The sequence below is a fragment of the Collinsella sp. AF02-46-1 genome (assembly GCF_003465825.1).
Lineage (GTDB): Bacteria > Actinomycetota > Coriobacteriia > Coriobacteriales > Coriobacteriaceae > Collinsella.
The window spans coordinates 61,127-81,508 of record NZ_QSBV01000013.1; the positions used below are offsets into that span (position 1 = coordinate 61,127).

Sequence of the window (20,382 nt, forward strand, 5' to 3'; positions counted from 1 at the left end):
TCCCTTCTACACGCCGGCGGCGATGCCGGTGCGGTCGTGGATGGCGCCATGCGGGCAAACGACGGCGCACATGCCGCACGACAGGCAGTCCGCACCGTCGATGTGGGCACAGTTGTCCTCGATGCGGATAGCGCCGGCAGGGCATTTTTTGGCGCACATGCCGCAACCGATGCAGCTCGTGTCGCAAATCTTGCGGGCGATGGCGCCCTTATCGGTGTTGTTGCAGCGCACCAGGATGTTCTGGTAGCCGGGAACAAAGGCAATCACGCGCTGCGGGCACGCCATGCCGCACAGGCCACAGCCCGTGCACTTGGAGCGGTCCACGCGGGCGATGCCATCAATCAGTGCAATGGCGCCGTGGGGACAGGCCGTGACACAGGCGCCACAGCCAATGCAGCCTTCGCTGCAGCGGGCGTCGCCGCCTGCGGAGGCGCAACCGCTTCCGCAGGCAACGTAGGCCACGTTATGTTGAATGGATTTGGCCATAAGAGACTCGCCTATTTCTTAAGGAGATACGGATAGCTGTCGCGCACGGCCTTGATGGTCAGGCGGACGGCCTCGGGCAGACCGGTGTTGACGGCATCGACCGAGACGGTGCGGACCGTGCCGGCGACGCGGACCTTAAAGTGGTCCTCGTCCACGGCCAGGAAGCCCTCGTTCTCGGAGTTCTCCATGTCCTGATCGCTCCAGAACAGGGTGAGCTTGTCCTTGTAGGGACGACCCTCCTGGTAGGGGCAGAACACGGCGCAGTTGCCGCACTCGTTGCACATGCCGTCGATGTGGACGACCTGATGCTTGGCCAGGCCCGGCACCTTAATTGCCACGTTGGCGCGGTTGGGGCACACATCGCAGCAGACCTCGCACACCGAGCCGCAGCCCAGGCAGCGGGTCTTGGTGCAGTTGCGCTTGTCGCGGCACAGCGATCCCTTGCGCTCGTAGCAGGTGTCCTCGCGGCCGGCCTGCTCGTTGCAGTCGGCGTACTTGTTAAAGTCCACGCCGGCAATGGCACGGGCGACCTCGGCGGCGTCGGCGATAGCCTCGACCACGGTAGCGGGACCGCGGCGGCAGTCACCGGCAGCCCAGACGCCCTCGACGCCGGTGGAGGTGGCGGCAAGGCGGCCGCGACGGTCGTGCTCGACGCCCGCGGCGTCGTACAGGCTGGCATCGATGCCCTCGCCCACGGCGCAGATCACCGTGGTGGCGGAAAGCTCGACGGTCTCGCCCGTGGCGACGGGGCTGCGACGGCCGCTTGCATCCGGCTCGCCAAGTTCCATGACGTCGCAGGTCAGCACGGCGCCGTTGAGCGCCTTGGGCGCCAGCAGCTCGCAGAACTCAACGCCGTCGGCAAGAGCAAGATCGAGCTCTTCCTCGTCGGCGGGCATCTGCTTCTTGGTGCGGCGATACACCAGGCGCACGTTCTTCACGCCAGCAAGGCGCTTGGCCACGCGGGCCGCGTCCATAGCGGTATTGCCGGCGCCAATGACCACGACGTCCTTGCCCAGCTCGAGCTTCTCGCCCTTCTTGGCGGCCTCGAGGAACTCCAACACGTCGAGCTCGGCACCCTCGCCCAAACCAGCGGAACCGGGCATCCAGGCACCGGTGGCCACGACAACGTCGGTAAAGCCCTGGGCCTTGAGCTCGTCAATGGACTCCACGCGGGCGTTAAGCTGAACCTTGGCGCCAAAGGCCAGGCAGAGCTCGGCATCGTGGGAGATATCGTCGCTCGAGATGCGGAACTCGGGGATCACGTGACGGACCACGCCGCCGAGCGAATCGCGGGCCTCAAAGATGGTGACGGGCACGCCGGCACGCGTCAGGAAGAACGCCGTCGCCAGGCCGGCCGGGCCGCCGCCGATAACGGCAACGTTGCGCTCACCGTCGTTGGCGATAGCCTGGGCGCGCAGCTTGGGCAGCACGGCGGTCATGGCCTCGCGGGCGGCCTTGAGCTTGCTGGCGCGAATCTGGGCGCCCTCGGGCTCGTAAAATGCACGCTCGCAGGCACGGCCGCAGGGATGCGGGCAGATGGTGCCGGTAATGAACGGCAGGGCGTTGCGTTCGATGATGATGTTGAGTGCGTCCTCGTAGCGGCCCTCGTCAACAGCCGCCAGGTAGGCAGGAATATCCTGCTGGATGGGACAGCTCGTGCGGCACGGCGTGGTAAAGCAGTCGGAAAGCGGGCTCTTGCCGGCGACCTTGCGGTCGGGCAGCGGGCGCAGCGGCTTCTTATAGAGCGGGTTGGTGAGCGAGTCGGTCTGGATCGCGGTCACGGCCTCGAGAGAGACGCCCGCGAACGGCTTGCCATCCAGGTCGGTAAACTCGCCGGCCATCTGGCTAAAGCGCTCGTAGCCACCGGGCTTGAGCACGTCGGTCGCCAGGGTAACGGGCCAAATACCGGCATCGTACAGAGCGCGGATGTTGTAGACCGTGGCACCGCCGGAGTAGCTGATGCGCAGCTTGCCATCGAACTGCTCGGTAATGCGGCGGGCGGCCTCGATGGTCAGTGAGAACAGCGAACGGCCGGACATGTACATCTCGGTGGAAGGCAGCTCGTTCCTCGTCACGTCGACGGGGAACGTGTTGGTCAGCTTGACGCCAAACTCCAGGCCGCGCTCGGCGCACAGGGCAATCAGGCGCTCGAACATGGGCACGGCGTCGGCCCACTGCAGGTCCTCGCGGAAGTGCGTATCATCAAAGACGATGTAGTCAAAGCCCAGCTCGTTCAGACGCTGGCGGGCAAACTCATAGCCCAGCAGCGTGGGGTTGCACTTGATGTAGGTGTTGAGGCCCTTCTCGGTGATGAGGTAGGTCGCGATGCGCTCGATCTCGGCGGGCGGGCAGCCATGCAGCGTGGACTCGGTGATGGAGTTGGACACGCGCGCCGGAATGGACTCGACAAACGCGGCGTCGACATGCTCAAACTTGTCCAGGTTGGCGAGTGCCCAGGCACGGCACTCGTTCCAGACGTCGGAGCCGCTGGCATCCTTCATGCCCTCGATGTAGGCGTCGACCTTGGGGCTCTTAATGCCCTCCAGGTCATAGCCCACCGACATGTTGAAGACAAAGCCGTCCGGGCTGCCCAGACCGTACTCGCGAGCGATCAGGTGGCAGGCAAACCATGCCTTCACGTACTCGGCAAAGGCCTGCGGAACCTCGAGCTCGGTCGACCATTCGCAGTTGTAGCACTCGTCCTGAGCCACGATGCAGGGCTTGTTGACGCACTTGGAGAGCTCCTCGCCGTCCATAACCTGGACGGTCTTGAGCTCAAAGAAGCGAGAACCGGCCACATAAGAGGCCACGATGTTCTGGGCCAGCTGCGTATTGGGACCGGCAGCCGGGCCAAACGGAGTCTCGATGCGCTCGTCAAAAATGGGAAGCGCACCCTCCTGGTTGGTCGTGACCATCTTACGCACGCCAAAGATGGCGTCCTGGGTCTTGTGCTCCTCGATGATCCAGTTCATCAGCTGCGAAAACGGGATCGGCCTCATGATGTCGCTCATAGTGAGCTCCTCTCTGTAACGCCCGGCGAGACCGCGCGGCGGGCGCAAATACGGTGTAGCGCTAGCACAGCGCCGGCGACCCCGCGGAGGCCGCCTATGCGCGCGTCGGATGCGGCGAAACATCCGACGCGCGCGAATCTCCAATTGGAATTAGTACACGCGATCGTTGAGCGTGCTCCAGAGCTTCTTGGACTCGGCCATGGTCCACGCGTTGATCTTGTCCTCATCAATCCCAACGAACTCACGATCCTTGTACAGGACGCGGCCGTTGATGATGGTGGTGCGGCAGTTTTTGCCCATCATGCCAAAGAGCATGTGGCCGTCGATATTCTCCTCGCTCAGCGGCGTAAAGGGCTTGTAGTCCATGACGATGACATCGGCGGCAGCGCCGGCCTCGAGCACGCCGAGCTTGCGATCGAAGTACTTGCTCGCCATCTTGGCGTTGTTCTCGAACAGCATGGTCATGGCCTCGCACCAGCCCACGTTAGGCATGGCGGCGTTGTGTCGCTGAATGATCAGGAAGACCTTAAGGCTCTCGAGCATATCGTGGGTGTAGGCGTCGGTGCCCATGCACACGGGGATGCCGCGGCGGAAGAACTCGAGCACGGGGGCGCAGCCCACGGCGTTGCCCATATTGGATTCGGGGTTGTTGACGAGCCAGGTACCGGACTCCTTGACGATATCCATCTCGGCGGGCGTCACGTGGATGCAGTGGCCGAGCATGGTGTCGGGACCCAGCAGATTGTGCTGCAGCAGGCGCTCGACGGGGCTGATGCCACCGCGGTTGAGGCGGGAGTCCCACACGTCATTCATGCCCTCGCACACATGGATGTGGAAGCCGGTCAGGCCGTTGTTGGCCTCGGCCATCTTATCCATGGTCTCGTCCGACAGCGTAAAGGTGGCGTGACCGCCAAACATGGCGGCAATCATGTGGTTGTCGTTATCGCGACGCTCCTTGGCGGCCCACTGGGCAAACTCGGCGTTCTCGGCAATGGCCTGGTCGCATTTTTCCTGACCGCGGCGGTCGGAGACCTCGTAGCACAGGCACGAACGCATGCCCAGCTCCTGAGCTGCATCCTTAATGGTAAAGAGGCTTCCCGGGATCTCGCAGAAGCTCGCATGGTGATCGAAGATCGTGGTGACGCCATCGCGGATGGAGTCAAGAATCGTGGCATAGGCGCTGGCCTTGGTGCCGTCGAGCGTCAGGTTGTCATCGATCTTCCACCACTGCTGCTCAAGATTCTCCAGGAAGTTGGTGGGGTTGCAGCCCTTAATGGCAAGGCCGCGGGCCAGACCCGAGTAGATGTGGGTGTGGCAGTTGATGAGTCCGGGCATGATGAGGTTGCCCTGGGCGTCGACGTACTCGGCATCCGGGTACTTGGCCTTGAGCTCGCACTCGGGGCCCACTTCGACGATCGTATCTCCGTCAATGGCGACCGCACCGTTTGGAATAAACGGGGTCTGAGCGTTGCGGGTAAAAACGGAACCGTTAGCGACCAGAAGCATGGATGCTCCCTTCAACATCAGAGGCGGGGTTTGACACCTCTGACATGGCGGAGTGCGAAGCGCCGGCCTACACCGGAAACGGGCCCTCTCCCGTCAACGCTTCACCAAAGGGACAAACCCTTTGAAGTGCGGCTTGGCGCCGCATGGCGTCGGCGGACGAGGCGATGCGCCCGCCGACGAATAGCACCGAATTGGTTACTTCTTGCTCTCGGGCAAGACCAGATCCACGGCAGCGTCCTTGGCAGCATCGATGTGTTGAGCCACGACCGGCGTCTGCGGAAGGATCAGGTTAAGGACAATGGCCATAATGGCGGTGGGGGTTACGGCATTGGAACCGATGACGGTGGACACCCAGGCGGGCATACCCTCGCCGGCAAGGCAACCGCTGGCCATCCAGATACCCAGGCCAAAGACGACGGAGGTGCCGACGATGGTGGTAGTGCGCTGCGTGAGGCCCTCGCGGGTGAACATGCGCACGCCGTTCATGGTGATGGTGCCAAAGACGCCGACGGTCGCGCCGCCGATAACGGGCTGCGGGATAGCGGAAAGGACGGCAGAGAGCTGCGGGAACAGACCGGCGATGGCAAAGACGGCCGCGATGATCACAAAGACCCACTTGTTGACGACCTTGTTGGAGCAGATGATGCCCACGTTCTGGCCAAGGGCGCTGGTGGGAAGACCGCCCAGCAGGCCGCCGACCATAGAGGTGAGGCCCTGGGACACGATAGCGCCGGAGAGCTCGCGCTCGGTAGGCATACGGTCGATGGAGCCCAGGCAAGCGGCGGAGACGTCACCGATAACCTGGATGGCGACCATGGGGAACACGACGGCGAGGGTAATGCAGACTTCGGGATCAAACTCGAGCGCGTAGGGCATGAGCTTGGGAAGGGCGAAGACCTGAGCGGTGGCGACGCTGGAGAAGTCGATCATGCCAAAGGGGATCGAAACGATCATGCCAACGATCATGCCAAAGAACACGGATCCCAGCTTGAGCGTGCCCTTGCCAAAGTTGGCGAGCGCAAAGACCACGGCGAAGGTGATAAGAGCGACGCACCAGGCCTGCGGAGTGCCCCACAGCGGCGTGCCCATGCCACCGGCCATGTACTTGACGGCCGTGGGATAGAGAGAGACGCCAATGGAGAAGATGACCGTACCGGTCACGACGGGCGGGAACAGCCACTTGATCTTGCTGTAGGCCAGACCAAAGAGGACCGCGACGGCACCGCCGACAATCTCGCCGCCCAGCAGCGCACCAAAGCTAAAGCCCGAGGCACCCATGGCCTGCAGGGCCGGCAGGAACGCGAACGAGACGCCCATGACGATGGGCAGGCCGCCGCCGATGCGGCGGAAGGGAGCGAAGGCCTGAAGGGCCGTGTCGATTGCCGAAAGAATGAGCGCAACCTGAATGATGTCGGTGCTCTGCTGGCTATTAAAGCCGTAGACGCCGGCCATGATGACAGCCGGGGTGATGATACCGGCAAACGAAGCCAGTACGTGCTGAAGGGCACACGGGATCATTTCCTTAACGGGAGGCATGCCTTCACGAGTGAACAGGGCTTCAGTGCCGTTCGTAACCGTCTCCTGGGTCATTTGACCACCAATCCTCGAAATAGTTGTTTCGCATCTAACGCTCTATTGTGACGCAGTGCGGGGTTGAGGTTGTGCCTTCGTTGCATATCGTATTAAAGATGATTCTCATTCTCAATAATAATTTTTTGTTATCAGACTATTCTTCAGCTGAGATAATACATTTCCGCAGGTCAGGAAAGTGTCTGGTCAAAATAACATCTAACTTTTCTTTTGGTCAACCGTTTACCGCCAAATTCCTACCGTTCGTCTGTATTACGCAATGTACCTGCGGATATACGAGATGAAGAGTAGCGTGTTACCATGAGAAAAAATTGTTATGAAACTTCCGCTTTCACCCAAAGGAGTTGCCCGTGAACGAGACCGTACGTCGCTTTTTGCCGATGGTCGATTTCCTGGAGCAGATACTCGGCAAAAACAGCGAGATCGTGCTGCACGATTTCTCGGATCCCGACCACGCCATCGTCGATATTCGCAACGGCATCGTGAGCGGCCGTAAGGTCGGCGGTCCCGCCACCGATCTGGCGCTCAAGATCATGCACGACCCAAAGTATCGCGACCTGCCGTTTATTACGGGCTATGAGGGGCGCGGTGCCGGTGGCAAGACGTTGGAGTCAGCGACGTACTTTATCCGCGAGGATAAAGAGATCGTCGGCATGCTCTGCGTCAACACCGATCTCTCGACCGTGCGCTCCATCAACGCCATGGCACAGCAGCTCATGGCCTGCTTCGACGCGGCGCCGACGCGCACGGAGCCCGCCCCTATCGAGGTCGAAAGCCTTTCGGAGTCCACACAGGAGCTCATCGACCGCAGCATTGCCGAGTTGCTGAGCGCGCGCGGGCTGGATGTAGCGTCGCTTGGCCAGAGCGACCGCGTGGACGTCATTCGCCACCTCAACGGCAACGGCGTGTTTATGCTCAAGGGCGCCGTGGCCTGCGCCGCCACCGCGCTGGGCATCTCGGAGCCCAGCGTCTACCGCTACCTGCAAAAAGTTCGCAAGGAGGGCTAAACGTGATCCCTTGGGGACGAAGGGAAACGGATCATTTTTGTCGCATCGCTTGACAAAAGACCCTGCAGCTCGCACGCGCTGCAGGGTCTTTTTGCATGTCATGTTTAGTTGTTACCAACACCTTAGAGAGCGGCGACAACCTCGATCTCGACCAGACCGCCAGCCGGAAGAGCGGCAACCTGGAAAGCGCTGCGCGCGGGGAACGGGGCCTCGAACTTGGAGGCGTAGATCTCGTTTACGGCAGCGAAGTCGGCAATGTCAGCCAGGTAGACTGTGGTCTTGACGACATCGGCAAAGGTGGCGCCGGCAGCGGTCAGCAGGGCCTCGACATTAGCAAGGGACTGCTTAGCCTGGGCCTCGACACCCTCGGGCAGCTTGCCGGTCGCGGGATCGATGCCCAGCTGGCCGGACAGAAACACCATGTTGCCAGTCTGGATACCGGGGGAATACGGGCCGATGGCTGCGGGTGCGTTATCGGAAGACACGACGGTCTTGCTCATGTTTTTCTCCTTACAAGTAAAAGGGAACGGGAGCGCGGCGTTCACACCGGGAGGCACAGTTCGGTCTGAACACCGCGCTTGATTGGGATAGTACTCAAGGTTTCCGCGCGATGCAAGATTATTATCACGTTGCGAGAATATTTTATCGCCCAACGGTTTCCCCGGACCGCTGAACGGTTCTCATGTGGAGCAGCCAGTCCAAGCTGCTGAAGACTTTATCCCGCTTGGAACGCGGGCATCGCCTGCCGCGACGGCACCACTATACTTTTGAGTATCTGAGCATTTTGAAAGGCAGGATATGACCGCAACCGCCAGTCGAACCACCAACCGCAGACCCGAGCTTTTGGCGCCCGCCGGAGGGCCCGAGCCCTTTGCCGCCGCACTCGCCGCCGGGGCAGACGCCATCTACTGCGGCATGGGCAGCTTCAACGCACGCCGCAAGGCCACCAACTTTACCGACGAGGCCTTTGAGCAGGCCTGCCGCGCCGCGCACCTGGCCGGCTCGCGCGTCTACGTCACGGTCAACATCGTCATCAAGGAATCCGAGATGAGCGATGCGTTGCAGCTCATCCATCGCTGCTCCACGCTGGGCGCCGACGCCTTCATCATCCAGGACTGGGGCCTGTTCTTTGAGGTCAAGCGCACCATGCCCGGCATCGAGACGCATATCTCGACCCAGGCGAACATCCACGACGACCGCGGAACCCTTTGGTGCCGCGAGCAGGGCGCCGACCGCGTGACCCTCTCGCGCGAGCTTTCCATCGACGAGATTGCCGCCATCCACGATGCCGCGCCCGATGTGGACCTTGAGGTCTTTAGCCATGGCGCCATCTGCTTTTGCTACTCTGGCCTGTGTCTGCTTTCGAGCTTTGCCATGGCGGGACGATCGGCCAACCGTGGCATGTGCGCCCAGCCCTGCCGCTTGCCCTACGAGCTGATCGACGAGAACGGTCGCTCGCTCTCCCCTGCCGGTCGCGAGCGCGCGCTGTGCCCACGTGACACCAACACCTCACAACTTGTTCGCCGCCTGTATGACGCCGGCGCTGCGTCGCTCAAGCTCGAGGGCCGCATGAAGGCGCCCGATTACGTGTATTCCATCGTCGACGTGTATCGTCATCAGATTGATGACATGCTGGCCGATGTTTCGACCTCTAAGGACGAGGAAGCCGCCCGTCAGCGCCAGCTCAAGCGCTGCTTTAACCGTGACTTTACGCACGCCTACCAAGACGGCACCTCGGGTGACGAGATGATGAGTTACGAGCGCTCCAACAACCGCGGCCAGATCGTGGGCACGGTGCTCGGCAGCCGCCTGGCCAACCGCGATGTGCGCGGGCTCAAGCCCGACGACCGCCGTCGCCGCGCCGCCATCGCCCGCATTGAGTTGTTTGAGCCCGTGGGCAAGGGCGACCTGCTGGAGCTTCGCCACGACGATGAGTTCGACCAGTTCCTGACCACCATCGCCGCCGATGATGCCGCTGCCGGCGATGTTATCGAGTGTCGCGTGCCCCGTAGCATGCCCGAGGGCTGCCGCGTGCGCGTGATTCGAAGCCAGCGCGCTATTGACGCTGCCAGCGCCGCGCTCAAGCGCGATGTGCTGCGCCGCCGAGCTGTTGATGTATCCGTCGTGGCGCGCCTGGGCGAGCCGTTTGCCGTCACACTCACCTGCTGCGACGACCCTTCGCTTACGGCCACGGCCACGGGCTTTACTGTCGAAGCCGCCAAGACCCGTGCGGTCGAGGCGTCCGATCTGGTTGAGCACGTCGGCCGCATGGGTTCCTCTCCCTTTGAGGCTGCGAGCTTTGAGGTGGCGCTCGATGAGGGCTGTGGCATGGGTTTCTCCGCCGTACATAAGGTGCGCGCCGCCGCTTGCAAGGCGCTGGAAGAGGCCATTCTGGCGCCGTACGCGGAGCGCGCGAAAACGCTCGAGCTGCCGGCGATTGTCACCAGTGATTCCCGCCCCGAGCCCGAGCACTACCGCGACGAGCCGCAGATCTGCGCCACCGTCACCTCGCTCGAGACCGCCGAGGCAGCGCGGGCGGAGGGTGCAACGCGCATCTACATGACCACCGACGCGCTCGATGCGGCCGAGCTCTCCCCCGCCGATACGTTTGAGCAGGACATCGTACCCGTGCTCGATGAGGTCTGCCGCGCCGTTGACCACGTCCGCGTTGACCCATGGGTTGTTGCCGGCGCCACGGTCGCTATTGGCAACATCTCTGAGCTTGCCCTGGCCGCCCAGGTTGGCGCCACGGCCGAGATTCGCTCTTGCCTGCCGGTGCACAACACGCCCTGCATGGAGGCGCTTGCCGAGCGCGGAGCCGGTGCGTTTTGGCTCTCGCCCGAGATCACGCTCGACGAGATTGTCTCGCTCGGCGCCGCCGCGCCCGCGGCTCTAGGCATCACCGTCTTTGGCCGCCCGCGCGTCATGACAAGCGAGCATTGCATTCTGCAGGTTGCCAACGGCTGCATCCACGATTGCGCCAACTGCCGCCTGCGTGCCCGCAAGCTCTCGCTCAAGAATATCGACGGCAAGGTCATGCCGGTCCGTACCGACATCCACGGCCGCTCGCGCCTGTACGATGCCTACCCCATCGACCTTACGCCGCAGGTACCACAGCTGCTCGATGCCGGTGTGCGCCGTCTTATGGTGGACGGCACGCTGCTCGAGACGGATGAGGTGGGCCGCGCCGTCGCTCGCGTCCGCCGCGCCGTCGAGGCAGCGCAAGCCGGCCGCAAGCCCGCCGCCCGCCTGCGCGGTGCCACCTCGGGCTGCATGTTTGTGGGAATTAGTTAACCGAAAGGCTTACACGTGAACGAAGAACCTCAAGTCCTCTACTGCGATGCCTGGCTCATGGCTATCGACAAGCCCGCCGGCATGATCGTCCACGGCGACGGCACCGGCGAGCGCACGCTTACCGACTACGCCAGCGATCTGTTGCTGGCGATGGGCGACGGCTTTGCCGCGACTGACATGCAGCCGCTCAACCGCCTGGACCGCAACACCACCGGCGTGGTGCTGTTCTCGCTCGACAAGCAGACGCAACCCGCCTTTGACCAGATGGTCATCGACCACGCCTTCGAAAAGCACTACCTGGCGCTCGCCGAGGGCAAAATCGACTGGAACGAGAAGCTCATCGACAAGCCCATCGCCCGCGACCGCCACGATAGCCGCAAGATGCGCGTTGGCGCCAGCGGCAAGCCATCTCAGACGCGCGTCAAGGTACTCAAGCGCCTTAAGAGCCGCCGCGGCCTGCCCACGCGCTCGTATATTGATGTCGAGCTGCTCACCGGCCGCAAGCATCAGATCCGCGTGCACCTGGCAAGCGAGCATCATCCCCTGGTTGGCGACGACCTGTACGGAACGCCGCGCCCCTGCGGCCTCATGCTCCATGCCCACAGCGTGTCCTTTACGCATCCCGTAACCGGCGAGCACATCCACATCGAAGCCCCTTGCCCCTGGGAGCCCTAAACCACCACAATGGGGACAGGCACCTTTGTGGTGGTTTTGCCGCAATGACTCAGCCGCGGTCCCAAAACGTCTCGATCTGTAACAGTTAGAACCCGTTTTCCGGTCTATCTGTTACAGATCGAGACATTCGAATCCCCCTTAAGGGAAAATCTCAATCTGTAACAGTAGCTCGGCAAAATCAGCCTCAGATGTTATAGATTTAGACAAACCACCAGCGTCGCCCCAAGCAATCTCAATCTGTAACATCTAGCCTGCTTTTAACGGTCTGGTTGTTACAGATTTAGACAAACCGGCAGACAACGAAAGCGGCAACGCCCGTAATGGACGTTGCCGCTTTTCTATTGAGAGAACTAAATGGTTTTGGCCTTGCCCCGCCGCTAGACCGTGACGACGTTGTCCATTGCCCGGTACTTTGCGGGCACCTCGCCCGCGGTAATAATTGTTGCGTCGCGGAAGTCCGCGAACTTGACGGGCGCCACCATGCCAAATTTGCTGGCGTCCGAGATTACGAAGCGTTTGGCCGTATGGCGCATCGAGATACGCTTGACCTGCGCTTCCTCGATATCGGGAGTCGTAAAACCCTGCTCGGCGGCAATGCCGTTGGAGCCCCAAAAGCCGCAGTTGAAGTTGTAGCGTTCTAGAGTTGCCAAGGCATCGGGGCCAACGAGCGCCTCGGTCTCGGGTTTGAGCTCGCCGCCCAGCACCACGGTACGCATGCCGCGCAAAGCGAGATGTTGAGCATGGAGCACGGAATCAGTCACATAGGTAACCCCTTCGAGATGCGGAAGATGCTCGATGAGCTTGAGGGTCGTGGAACCCGAATCGATATACACGAAACTATCGGGCTCCACAAGCGCCGCCGCACGGGCGCAGATGCGCTCCTTGTCGTCGTTATGGAGATCACTGCGCTCACTGATCGTTAAGTCGCGCGTCACGTGCGCGCGCTCAAGGCTTGTCGCGCCACCGTGCACCTTGGCGATGCGGTGCGCTCGGTCAAGCGTCTGCAGGTCGCGTCGAATGGTAGAAGCCGTCACACCCAGGGCATCGGCAAGCTCTGGCACCGTTACTGAACCAGCCTGCTGCACCATCGAGACGATCGCATTGAGCCTATCTTCCGCGAGCATCGCTTACTCCTCCTCGGGGTAGACGACTCCCCAATCGGCACGGAGCTTGGTCATCAGCTCCATAACATCAGAAGCATAATCCAGAAGCTCACGCTTGGAATCATCGCCGGCGACGGCCTTCTCGAGGTCAGCCATCTCGTAGCACAGCGCGTAGGCCTCGGTGCCGGCGTGGACCTCCTCACGGTGACCGTCTGCAGTCCACACGATGATCGCATGGTCGGCACGCGGATACTCGTTGACCTCGATGTAGCACTTGTCAAAGCTGATGACCGAGCGCTTGGGTTGCTTGGAGTGAAGCGTAAGGCTCACGACGCCCAGCTGCTGCTCGGCATTGCGGCAGACGATGCCGCCCGCAACATCGACGCCAGTCTCGCAGGTGTTGCCTAGAGACACGACCTCGGCGGGCTGGCTCGCCATAAACAGGCGCATGACGGACAGGGCATACACACCAATATCGAGCATGGCACCGCCGGCAAGACTACGGTTGTAGAAGCGGTTAGTCAGGTCGCCGTACTCCTTGTAGCTACCAAAGTTGAGTTGAGCGAGGTTCATGCGGCCGAACTCGCCGGCATCCATGCGGCGACGCAGCTCTTGATACAAGGGCATGTGGAGCACCGTGGTAGCGTCCATAAGGACCACGTTGTGCTCGGCGGCAATGGCACGGGCCTCATCGAGTTCAGCGGAATTGAGGGTAATGGCCTTCTCGCAGAGCACGTGCTTGCCGGCTGCCAGGGCAGCGCGCAGATAGGTGATATGAGTGTTGTGCGGGGTGGTGATGTAGACGGCGTCGATGCCCGGATCGGCGTAAAGGTCCTCGACCGTGTCATAAACCTTCTCAACGCCATACTGCTCAGCAAAAGCCTGAGCCTTGGACAGCGTTCGGTTGGCAACGCCCGCGAGCTTGCGGCCGGCAAGGGCGAGAGACTGAGCCATCTGGTTGGCGATAACACCGCAACCGATCACAGCCCAACGAAGCTCGGGGGCCGTAAAGATATCGTCGGGGAACGGCTTGTCCTGGACCGAAGCGAACGCTGCTTTGGCGGCTGCCGCCGCGTCGAGCGGAGCCTGCTTGGAATCTGCCATTATGTGCCTCCTGTGTCATAGAACGCCTTGCTTTCTGACAGCTCTATATTCGCACAAACACGCGCGTCTGTGCGCGTTTGTGCGTATCTCACCGCTAAACGGTCATTATTGTCCCGAAAACGGCACATATATACGCGGTAGTGCGCAATAGAACGCAAGAGAACGCGCACAGACACGCAAGCATGCAATTTACAGAGCACGACGCGCGACCGATATTGGCTCTTAGGCGGATAAGAATCTATGCTTGATGCATCCAGTAGGTTGATCCCCGATACGTCTCAGGCCGAAGATTTGCACAGGAGATATCGGTCGAAAGGACCCTAGGAACGCCATGAAGATCGCCCTGCCCGCGAAGGACCTTCCCCAACGGCTAACCCACTCATTTAAGTCTGTCCCCAATGAGCAAGATAACTACTCAATTAAGTCTGTCCCCAATGAGTGCAATGAGTAGGGATAGAAAAAGGCCCGGGTGCCGTGGCATCCGGGCCTTTGCTAGCAACTTGATGTTGCGGGCAGCTTAGAACTTGTGGCCGCACTTCTTGCAGACGCGCAGCTTGTTCTTGCCGTCCTTCTCGTGACCGACGCGGGTAACCTTACCGCACTCGGGGCAGACGAGATTGACGTTGGAGGCGTCGATGGGAGCCTCCTGCGAGACGATGCCGCCCTGCTGGTTGGCAGCGTTGGGCTTGACGGCCTTCTTGACGACCGAAACGCCCTCGACAACGACCTTGTTCTCGGCGGGGAGAGCACGCAGGATAACGCCCTGCTTGCCGCGATCCTTACCAGAGAGAACCTGGACCTTATCGCCCTTCTTGATATACATATATCTCCCCTAACTACAGGGTCTCGGGAGCGAGCGAGACGATCTTCATGTACTTCTTGTCACGAAGCTCGCGAGCGACGGGCCCGAAGATACGGGTGCCGACGGGCGAACCATCGTTGTTGATGACAACGCAGGCGTTCTCATCAAAGCGAATGTAGGAGCCATCCTTGCGGCGGATCTCCTTAACGGTGCGAACGACGACGCAACGGACAACGTCCTTCTTCTTGACGTTGGCGCCAGGGGTAGCCTCCTGGACAGCACCGATGAACACATCGCCGATGCCTGCATAACGACGCTTGGAACCGCCAAGCACCTTGATGCAGCGAATCTTGCGAGCGCCGGAGTTGTCGGCGACGTTCAGCATGGTTTGCATCTGAATCATGGTAGATGTTCCTCCGAACTAAGAACCGAAGAGAGGTGCGCGGCCTTTATACGGCCCGTGGTATGCAAGCCAGGCATACGCACATCTTCGGAAACGTACAAGTCGTAAGAGCGACTGCTTATTTAGCGCGCTCGACGACCTCGATGAGGCGCCAACGCTTCATCTTGGACATAGGACGGGTCTCCATAACGCGGACGGTGTCGCCCACGCCAGCCGTGCACTCCTCGTCGTGAGCGTGCAGCTTCTTGGAGCTGGTCATCATCTTGCCGTACTTGGGGTGACGCTTGCGCTCGGTGATGGTGACAACAATGGTCTTGGCACCGGAGACGGAGGTAACGACACCCGTACGGACCTTACGCGAGTTACGCGAATCAGTCATGTTCTCTCCTTAGGTCCTACTCGGCGACAGCGGACTTCTCCGCTGCGATCTCGCGGGCGCGCTGCTCCGTGAGGACGCGAGCGATGTCCTTCTTCACGGTGTTGACGCGAGCGGTGTTGTCCAGCTGGCTGGTGGCCATCTGGAAACGAAGGTTAAAGAGCTCGGCGCGCATTTCCTTCAGCTTCTCAACGAGCTGAGCGTCCGAGAGCTCACGAATCTCTGCGGGCTTCATTAGTTCTCCTCCTTGGCGGCGGCGGCGTCCTCAGCAGCCCACTTGGCCTCGAGAGCGGCCTCCTCAGCCATCTCCTTCTCGATGCGCTGCTCAGCGTTCTTGGCAGCAACAATCTTGGTCTTGATGGGAAGCTTGTGCTGTGCAAGACGCAGAGCCTCGCGAGCGACCTCCTCGGGCACGCCCTTGACCTCGAACATGATGCGGCCGGGCTTGACGACGGCCACCCACTCCTCGGGGTTACCCTTACCAGAACCCATGCGAGTCTCGGCAGGCTTCTTGGTGATGGGCTTGTCGGGGAAGATCGTGATGTAGACACGACCGCCACGCTTCATGTAGCGGGTCATGGCAATACGAGCGGCCTCGATCTGACGGTTGGTGATCCAATGGGCCTCGAGAGCCTGGATACCAAACTCGCCGAAATGCAGCTCGGTATTACCCTTGGCCTGGCCCTTCATGGAGCCACGCTGCACCTTGCGGTGAAGAATACGCTTAGGGGCAAGCACTACTGACCCCTCCTCTCGGAGTTACGACGACGAGGACGGGAAGAGCCCTCGAGTGCAGGGTTGGGAACAGGCTGGCCCGGGAGCTTCTCGCCCAGGTAGATCCAGACCTTCACGCCGCAAGCGCCCATGGTGGTGCTGGCGACAGCCGTGCCGTAGTCGATCTTGGCACGGAGGGTGTGCAGAGGCACGCGACCCTCGCGGTACCACTCACGACGGCCCATCTCGGCACCGCCGAGACGACCGGAGCACTGGATACGGATGCCCTTAGCGCCGGCCTTCCGGGCGGACTGGACAGCCTTGCGCATAGCGCGACGGAAGGCAACGCGGCCCTCGAGCTGCTCGGCGATAGACTGAGCAACGAGGTTGGCGTCGAGCTCGGGGCGCTTGATCTCGACAACGTCGACGGAGAGCTGGCCCTTGGAGACGCCAGCGACCTTCTCGAGCTCGGTGCGGAGGGTATCGATCTCGGCACCCTTCTTACCGATGACAACGCCGGGGCGAGCGGTGAGGATGATGACCTTCACCTTGTCGCCAGCGCGCTCGATCTCGACGCGGGAGACAGCTGCGCGGGAAAGACGCTTCTCGAGGTACTTGCGGATCTCGAGATCGTTACCGAGGGTCTTAGCGTAATCCTTCTCTGCGAACCAGCGGGAGCGCCAGTTCTCGGTGATGCCAAGACGGAAGCCGGTGGGGTAGACTTTCTGACCCATACAGCTTTACGCCTCCTTTCGAGGAGCAACGACGACGGTGATGTGGGAAGTACGCTTCAGAATGCGAGAAGCGGAACCCTTGGCGCGGGGACGGATGCGCTTAAGCGTCGGACCCTCGTCAACATAGGCAGCGGCGACAACCAGGTTGTCGGCACGCAGACCGTTGTTGTTCTCGGCGTTCGCAACGGCGGAACGGAGAACCTTCTCGACATCCACGGCGACGGCGCGGTCGCAGAAGTGGAGGATGTCGAAGGCCTGAGCGACAGGCTTGCGGCGGATCAGATCGACCACCAGGCGGGCCTTGCTGGGGGAAACACGCACGTACTTAGCGACGGCGCGAACCTCGGTGGCCTCAGTTTCAATAGACTTAGTTGCCATTTACGGTTAACCCCCTATTTGGCCTTGTGGCCACGGAACGTACGAGTCGGCGCGAACTCGCCGAGCTTGTGACCAACCATGGACTCGGTAACATACACGGGCACATGCTTGCGGCCGTCGTGGACGGCGATGGTGTGACCAACCATCTCGGGGAAGATGGTGGACGCGCGGGACCAGGTCTTCACGACGTCCTTCTTGCCAGCCTCGTTCATCGCGGTGATACGCGAGAGAAGGCGAGTCTCCACGAACGGGCCCTTTTTGAGACTTCTGCTCATAAGTGCTTTCTCCTAAAACTCGGTATCCGAAATTACTTCTTACGGCGACGAATGATGTGCTGGTTCGAGACCTTCTTCTTCTTGCGCGTACGAAGGCCCTTCGTCGGCTTACCCCAGGGGGTAACAGAGGGACGACCAGAGGTGTGGTTCTTGCCCTCGCCACCGCCGTGCGGGTGGTCGACAGGGTTCATGACGGTACCGCGGACGGTCGGGCGCACGTTCAAGTGACGCTTACGGCCGGCCTTGCCGATGACGATGTTGGCGTGATCGGCGTTGCCGACCTCACCGACGGTGGCGCGGCAGGTAACGAGGATGCGGCGCATCTCGGAGGAAGGCATACGGACGATAGCGTACTTGCCCTCCTTACCCATCAGCTGGCAGGAGTTACCGGCGGAACGGGCGATAGCAGCGCCCTTGCCCGGCTGGAACTCGACGGCGTGGATGAGCGTACCGACGGGGATGTCGGCGAGGGGCAGAGCGTTGCCCGGCTTGATGTCGGCGTCAGAACCGGACATGATGGTCTGACCGACCTCGAGGCCCTTGGGAGCCAGGATGTAGCGCTTCTCACCGTCAGCGTAGTGCAGCAGAGCGATGCGAGCGGAACGGTTCGGATCGTACTCGATCGTGGCAACCTTGGCGGGCACGCCGTCCTTGTTGCGCTTGAAGTCGATCACGCGGTAACGACGCTTCACGCCGCCGCCCTGGTGGCGGGTGGTGATGCGGCCGTTGTTGTTACGACCGGCCTTCTTGGGCAGGGGCTCGAGAAGAGACTTCTCGGGCTTGGTGCAGGTGATCTCGGAGAAGTCGGAGATCGTCTGCCAACGCCTACCGGCGGAGGTCGGCTTAAGGTGCTTTACAGCCATTACAATCCCTTTCAATAGGAATCCGTTAGCCATCGCAGACAGGGATTCGAGGTTCTGCCTCGGGTGCGATGACACCGGACGTATACACGGTTCCGGGCGTGTCCATTTTATACGCCCAAAACCTTGAGCTCCCGCCTCCCCAATTTGGGAGGCATGAGCTCACTCAACAGCAGCGAGTCTTAGGCCTGGTTGCCAAAGACCTCGATGGTGTCGCCCTCGGCCAGCGTGACGATGGCCTTCTTCCAAGAACGGGTCTTGCCGGCGACATAGCGCACGCGCTTGGTCTTGGGCTTGACCGTCAGGGTGTTCACGCGAACGACCTTGACGCCGAAGATCTCCTCGACAGCGTCCTTGATCTGATACTTGTTAGCATCCTTGGCGACCTCGAACGTGTACTTGTTCTGCTCCATGCCGGAGAAGGAACGCTCGGACACGATCGGACGGATGATGATCTCGTGGGCGGTCATTTATGCAAGCACCTCCCCGAAGTGAGCGGCGATGTCGGCGGGCATCAGCACAGCGTTGTTGTTGACGAGGTCGTAGGTGTTGGCCTCATCGGCGGTGATGATGAACGTCTTGGGAATGTTGCGGAACGACAGGTAGGCGTTGACGTCCTCATCGCGAACGATGATGGTCAGACGCTTGCCCTCAAGGCCGAGAGCCTTGAGCATGGCGACGGCAGCCTTGGTGGAAGGCTTCTCGAAGCCGTAGTCGTCGACGAGCACGAGCTCGCCATCGGCCAGCTTGGCGGACAGCGCAGAGCGCATAGCCAGCTTGACCTCCTTGTTGTTCATACGCTTAGCGTAGGAACGGGGCTTGGGGGCGAAGACAACGCCACCGTGACGCCACTGGGCAGCACGGATGGAACCCTGGCGGGCACGGCCGGTGCCCTTCTGACGCCAAGGCTTCTTGCCGCCACCGGAAACCTCAGAGCGGCCCTTAGCGGACTGGGTGCCCTGACGCCAAGAGGCCATCTGGCACTTGACGATGTGGTGCATAACGTGGATGTTCGGCTCGATGCCGTACACCTCAGCGGCGAGCTCGGCCTCGGCGACCTTCTTGCCCTCGCTGTTCTTTACTTCAAACTTTGCCATTTAAGTGTTCTCCTTGGTATGACGCTGGGCTAAATGGGCTGGGCCCTTAGGCCATACGGATGGCGACGAGACCATTCTTGGCACCCGGGACAGCGCCCTTGACCAAGATGAGGTTCTGCTCGGCATCGATGCGGACAACGGAAAGGTTCTTGACGGTAACGCGCTCGTTACCCATGTGACCGGCCATCTTGACGCCCTTGAGGACGCGCGCAGGATAGGCGCACTGACCGATAGAACCGGGGTGACGCTGGAAGTGAGAACCATGCGTCATAGGACCGCGGCGCTGACCCCAGCGCTTGATGCGACCCTGGAAGCCCTTACCCTTGGAGGTACCGATGACGTCGACCTTCTCGACATCAGCGAAATCAGCGACGGTGACGACCTCGCCGACCTTGTGCTCCTCGCCGTTCTCGACGCGGACCTCACGAAGGAAGCGGACAGGCTCGACGCCAGCCTTAGCGAAGTGACCAGCCATGGGCTTGTTCACGTTCTTGGCCTTGATGTCGCCGAAACCGATCTGGACGGCGTCATAGCCGTCGGTTGCCTGAGTTTTAACCTGCGAGACAGCGCAGGGGCCAGCCTGGATGACCGTGACGGGGACGACGTTGTCGTTCTCGTCCCAAACCTGGGTCATGCCAATCTTGCGGCCGAGAATCATGCTGATCAAGATATGATCCCAACTCTCGCGTGGTCTTGGGACAATGCGTACACCACCGAGCGTACGCCCCTAGAGGACCACTACTTACACGACGTGCTCTCCAGCCTTGTATTGCGTCCGAACTACCTGACAACCCTATTAAGCAGGCGTTTTGTCCAGCCAGAATACTCCCCTGGTTACACACAGCTGTCTAGTATACACGGCTGCGGGCGTATCCATCGAGATTCATATTTCACTCACATTGTTTACGCAGGTAAAGTGCGTGGCACGTTCCCAGTGTGCGGCGGAGGGGGCGGGCCTGAGACATAT

21 protein-coding genes and 1 pseudogene are annotated in these 20,382 nt (G+C 61.1%); 3 read left to right on the forward strand and 19 right to left on the reverse strand.

Annotated elements, in window-relative coordinates:
* Window positions 1-6: 6 nt before the first annotated feature.
* From DWV20_RS06760 to DWV20_RS06775, 4 genes are all read right to left on the reverse strand, one after another.
* Window positions 7-486: a 4Fe-4S binding protein gene (locus tag DWV20_RS06760; protein ID WP_117773418.1), complete on the reverse strand. Its 480-nt coding sequence runs from the start codon at window positions 484-486 to the stop codon at window positions 7-9.
* An 11-nt stretch (window positions 487-497) separates the two neighbouring features.
* Window positions 498-3,497: a putative selenate reductase subunit YgfK gene (gene ygfK / locus DWV20_RS06765; RefSeq protein WP_118256659.1), complete on the reverse strand. Its 3,000-nt coding sequence runs from the start codon at window positions 3,495-3,497 to the stop codon at window positions 498-500.
* A 150-nt stretch (window positions 3,498-3,647) separates the two neighbouring features.
* A complete protein-coding gene (gene ssnA, locus DWV20_RS06770) occupies window positions 3,648-5,003 on the reverse strand; it encodes a putative aminohydrolase SsnA (RefSeq protein WP_040359022.1) in 1,356 nt (451 codons plus the stop codon).
* Window positions 5,004-5,198: 195 nt separating this feature from the next.
* Complete coding sequence (locus tag DWV20_RS06775) at window positions 5,199-6,593, reverse strand: uracil-xanthine permease family protein (protein ID WP_055285183.1); 1,395 nt, start codon at window positions 6,591-6,593, stop codon at window positions 5,199-5,201.
* A gap of 350 nt (window positions 6,594-6,943) precedes the next feature.
* Between DWV20_RS06775 and DWV20_RS06780 the strand changes: the two genes are divergently transcribed.
* A complete protein-coding gene (locus tag DWV20_RS06780; protein WP_233502309.1) occupies window positions 6,944-7,600 on the forward strand; it encodes a transcriptional regulator in 657 nt (218 codons plus the stop codon).
* Window positions 7,601-7,722: 122 nt separating this feature from the next.
* Here the strand turns inward: DWV20_RS06780 and DWV20_RS06785 are convergent, their stop codons facing one another.
* Window positions 7,723-8,100 (reverse strand): RidA family protein, encoded by a 378-nt coding sequence (locus tag DWV20_RS06785; protein ID WP_089572469.1) that lies wholly within the window; start codon window positions 8,098-8,100, stop codon window positions 7,723-7,725.
* A gap of 298 nt (window positions 8,101-8,398) precedes the next feature.
* On the opposite strand from DWV20_RS06785, the gene DWV20_RS06790 reads away from it, so the two are divergent.
* A complete protein-coding gene (locus DWV20_RS06790; protein WP_118256660.1) occupies window positions 8,399-10,894 on the forward strand; it encodes a U32 family peptidase in 2,496 nt (831 codons plus the stop codon).
* A 15-nt stretch (window positions 10,895-10,909) separates the two neighbouring features.
* A complete protein-coding gene (locus tag DWV20_RS06795; RefSeq protein WP_233508892.1) occupies window positions 10,910-11,569 on the forward strand; it encodes an RluA family pseudouridine synthase in 660 nt (219 codons plus the stop codon).
* Between the two features lie 377 nt (window positions 11,570-11,946).
* Here DWV20_RS06795 and DWV20_RS06800 read toward each other — a convergent pair whose 3' ends face one another.
* The 14 genes and pseudogenes from DWV20_RS06800 to rplC all read right to left on the reverse strand — a co-directional run bounded on the left by DWV20_RS06800 (window position 11,947) and on the right by rplC (window position 20,082).
* A complete protein-coding gene (locus DWV20_RS06800; RefSeq protein ID WP_118256661.1) occupies window positions 11,947-12,693 on the reverse strand; it encodes a DeoR/GlpR family DNA-binding transcription regulator in 747 nt (248 codons plus the stop codon).
* A gap of 3 nt (window positions 12,694-12,696) precedes the next feature.
* Window positions 12,697-13,776 carry a Gfo/Idh/MocA family protein gene (locus DWV20_RS06805; protein ID WP_118256662.1) on the reverse strand — a complete coding sequence of 360 codons (1,080 nt, stop codon included), beginning with the start codon at window positions 13,774-13,776 and terminating at the stop codon, window positions 12,697-12,699.
* Window positions 13,777-14,293: 517 nt separating this feature from the next.
* Window positions 14,294-14,599 carry a 50S ribosomal protein L24 gene (gene rplX / locus DWV20_RS06810; protein WP_099432059.1) on the reverse strand — a complete coding sequence of 102 codons (306 nt, stop codon included), beginning with the start codon at window positions 14,597-14,599 and terminating at the stop codon, window positions 14,294-14,296.
* Between the two features lie 13 nt (window positions 14,600-14,612).
* On the reverse strand, window positions 14,613-14,981 hold the full coding sequence (gene rplN, locus DWV20_RS06815) for a 50S ribosomal protein L14 (protein ID WP_006235041.1): 369 nt from the start codon (window positions 14,979-14,981) through the stop codon (window positions 14,613-14,615).
* A 118-nt stretch (window positions 14,982-15,099) separates the two neighbouring features.
* A complete protein-coding gene (rpsQ, locus tag DWV20_RS06820; RefSeq protein WP_006235040.1) occupies window positions 15,100-15,360 on the reverse strand; it encodes a 30S ribosomal protein S17 in 261 nt (86 codons plus the stop codon).
* Between the two features lie 16 nt (window positions 15,361-15,376).
* Window positions 15,377-15,592 carry a 50S ribosomal protein L29 gene (gene rpmC / locus DWV20_RS06825; protein ID WP_006235039.1) on the reverse strand — a complete coding sequence of 72 codons (216 nt, stop codon included), beginning with the start codon at window positions 15,590-15,592 and terminating at the stop codon, window positions 15,377-15,379.
* A gap of 107 nt (window positions 15,593-15,699) precedes the next feature.
* A pseudogene (gene rplP / locus DWV20_RS06830) lies at window positions 15,700-16,095 on the reverse strand (50S ribosomal protein L16); the annotation flags it as partial.
* Window positions 16,095-16,805 (reverse strand): 30S ribosomal protein S3, encoded by a 711-nt coding sequence (rpsC, locus tag DWV20_RS06835; protein WP_006235037.1) that lies wholly within the window; start codon window positions 16,803-16,805, stop codon window positions 16,095-16,097. The pseudogene rplP and the gene rpsC, both read right to left, overlap by 1 nt.
* A gap of 6 nt (window positions 16,806-16,811) precedes the next feature.
* Window positions 16,812-17,183 (reverse strand): 50S ribosomal protein L22, encoded by a 372-nt coding sequence (gene rplV, locus DWV20_RS06840; protein WP_006235036.1) that lies wholly within the window; start codon window positions 17,181-17,183, stop codon window positions 16,812-16,814.
* Window positions 17,184-17,197: 14 nt separating this feature from the next.
* Entirely contained in the window at window positions 17,198-17,458 is a 261-nt protein-coding gene (gene rpsS, locus DWV20_RS06845; protein WP_006235035.1) for a 30S ribosomal protein S19, read from the reverse strand.
* A 32-nt stretch (window positions 17,459-17,490) separates the two neighbouring features.
* Window positions 17,491-18,321 carry a 50S ribosomal protein L2 gene (gene rplB, locus DWV20_RS06850; protein WP_118079381.1) on the reverse strand — a complete coding sequence of 277 codons (831 nt, stop codon included), beginning with the start codon at window positions 18,319-18,321 and terminating at the stop codon, window positions 17,491-17,493.
* A gap of 179 nt (window positions 18,322-18,500) precedes the next feature.
* Entirely contained in the window at window positions 18,501-18,788 is a 288-nt protein-coding gene (gene rplW / locus DWV20_RS06855) for a 50S ribosomal protein L23 (protein ID WP_006235033.1), read from the reverse strand.
* Window positions 18,789-19,415 carry a 50S ribosomal protein L4 gene (gene rplD / locus DWV20_RS06860; RefSeq protein WP_006235032.1) on the reverse strand — a complete coding sequence of 209 codons (627 nt, stop codon included), beginning with the start codon at window positions 19,413-19,415 and terminating at the stop codon, window positions 18,789-18,791.
* A gap of 46 nt (window positions 19,416-19,461) precedes the next feature.
* Window positions 19,462-20,082 (reverse strand): 50S ribosomal protein L3, encoded by a 621-nt coding sequence (rplC, locus tag DWV20_RS06865; RefSeq protein ID WP_089572481.1) that lies wholly within the window; start codon window positions 20,080-20,082, stop codon window positions 19,462-19,464.
* Between the last annotated feature and the right edge of the window lie 300 nt (window positions 20,083-20,382).

What these genes read in the sequence shown, in the direction of transcription:
- DWV20_RS06760 (WP_117773418.1), bottom strand. Translation starts at nt 486, where the DNA reads ATGGCCAAATCCATTCAACATAACGTGGCCTACGTTGCCTGCGGAAGC.
- ygfK (WP_118256659.1), bottom strand. Translation starts at nt 3,497, where the DNA reads ATGAGCGACATCATGAGGCCGATCCCGTTTTCGCAGCTGATGAACTGG.
- ssnA (WP_040359022.1), bottom strand. Translation starts at nt 5,003, where the DNA reads ATGCTTCTGGTCGCTAACGGTTCCGTTTTTACCCGCAACGCTCAGACC.
- DWV20_RS06775 (WP_055285183.1), bottom strand. Translation starts at nt 6,593, where the DNA reads ATGACCCAGGAGACGGTTACGAACGGCACTGAAGCCCTGTTCACTCGT.
- DWV20_RS06785 (WP_089572469.1), bottom strand. Translation starts at nt 8,100, where the DNA reads ATGAGCAAGACCGTCGTGTCTTCCGATAACGCACCCGCAGCCATCGGC.
- DWV20_RS06790 (WP_118256660.1), top strand. Translation starts at nt 8,399, where the DNA reads ATGACCGCAACCGCCAGTCGAACCACCAACCGCAGACCCGAGCTTTTG.
- DWV20_RS06800 (WP_118256661.1), bottom strand. Translation starts at nt 12,693, where the DNA reads ATGCTCGCGGAAGATAGGCTCAATGCGATCGTCTCGATGGTGCAGCAG.
- DWV20_RS06805 (WP_118256662.1), bottom strand. Translation starts at nt 13,776, where the DNA reads ATGGCAGATTCCAAGCAGGCTCCGCTCGACGCGGCGGCAGCCGCCAAA.
- rplX (WP_099432059.1), bottom strand. Translation starts at nt 14,599, where the DNA reads ATGTATATCAAGAAGGGCGATAAGGTCCAGGTTCTCTCTGGTAAGGAT.
- rplN (WP_006235041.1), bottom strand. Translation starts at nt 14,981, where the DNA reads ATGATTCAGATGCAAACCATGCTGAACGTCGCCGACAACTCCGGCGCT.
- rpsQ (WP_006235040.1), bottom strand. Translation starts at nt 15,360, where the DNA reads ATGACTGATTCGCGTAACTCGCGTAAGGTCCGTACGGGTGTCGTTACC.
- rpmC (WP_006235039.1), bottom strand. Translation starts at nt 15,592, where the DNA reads ATGAAGCCCGCAGAGATTCGTGAGCTCTCGGACGCTCAGCTCGTTGAG.
- rpsC (WP_006235037.1), bottom strand. Translation starts at nt 16,805, where the DNA reads ATGGGTCAGAAAGTCTACCCCACCGGCTTCCGTCTTGGCATCACCGAG.
- rplV (WP_006235036.1), bottom strand. Translation starts at nt 17,183, where the DNA reads ATGGCAACTAAGTCTATTGAAACTGAGGCCACCGAGGTTCGCGCCGTC.
- rpsS (WP_006235035.1), bottom strand. Translation starts at nt 17,458, where the DNA reads ATGAGCAGAAGTCTCAAAAAGGGCCCGTTCGTGGAGACTCGCCTTCTC.
- rplB (WP_118079381.1), bottom strand. Translation starts at nt 18,321, where the DNA reads ATGGCTGTAAAGCACCTTAAGCCGACCTCCGCCGGTAGGCGTTGGCAG.
- rplW (WP_006235033.1), bottom strand. Translation starts at nt 18,788, where the DNA reads ATGACCGCCCACGAGATCATCATCCGTCCGATCGTGTCCGAGCGTTCC.
- rplD (WP_006235032.1), bottom strand. Translation starts at nt 19,415, where the DNA reads ATGGCAAAGTTTGAAGTAAAGAACAGCGAGGGCAAGAAGGTCGCCGAG.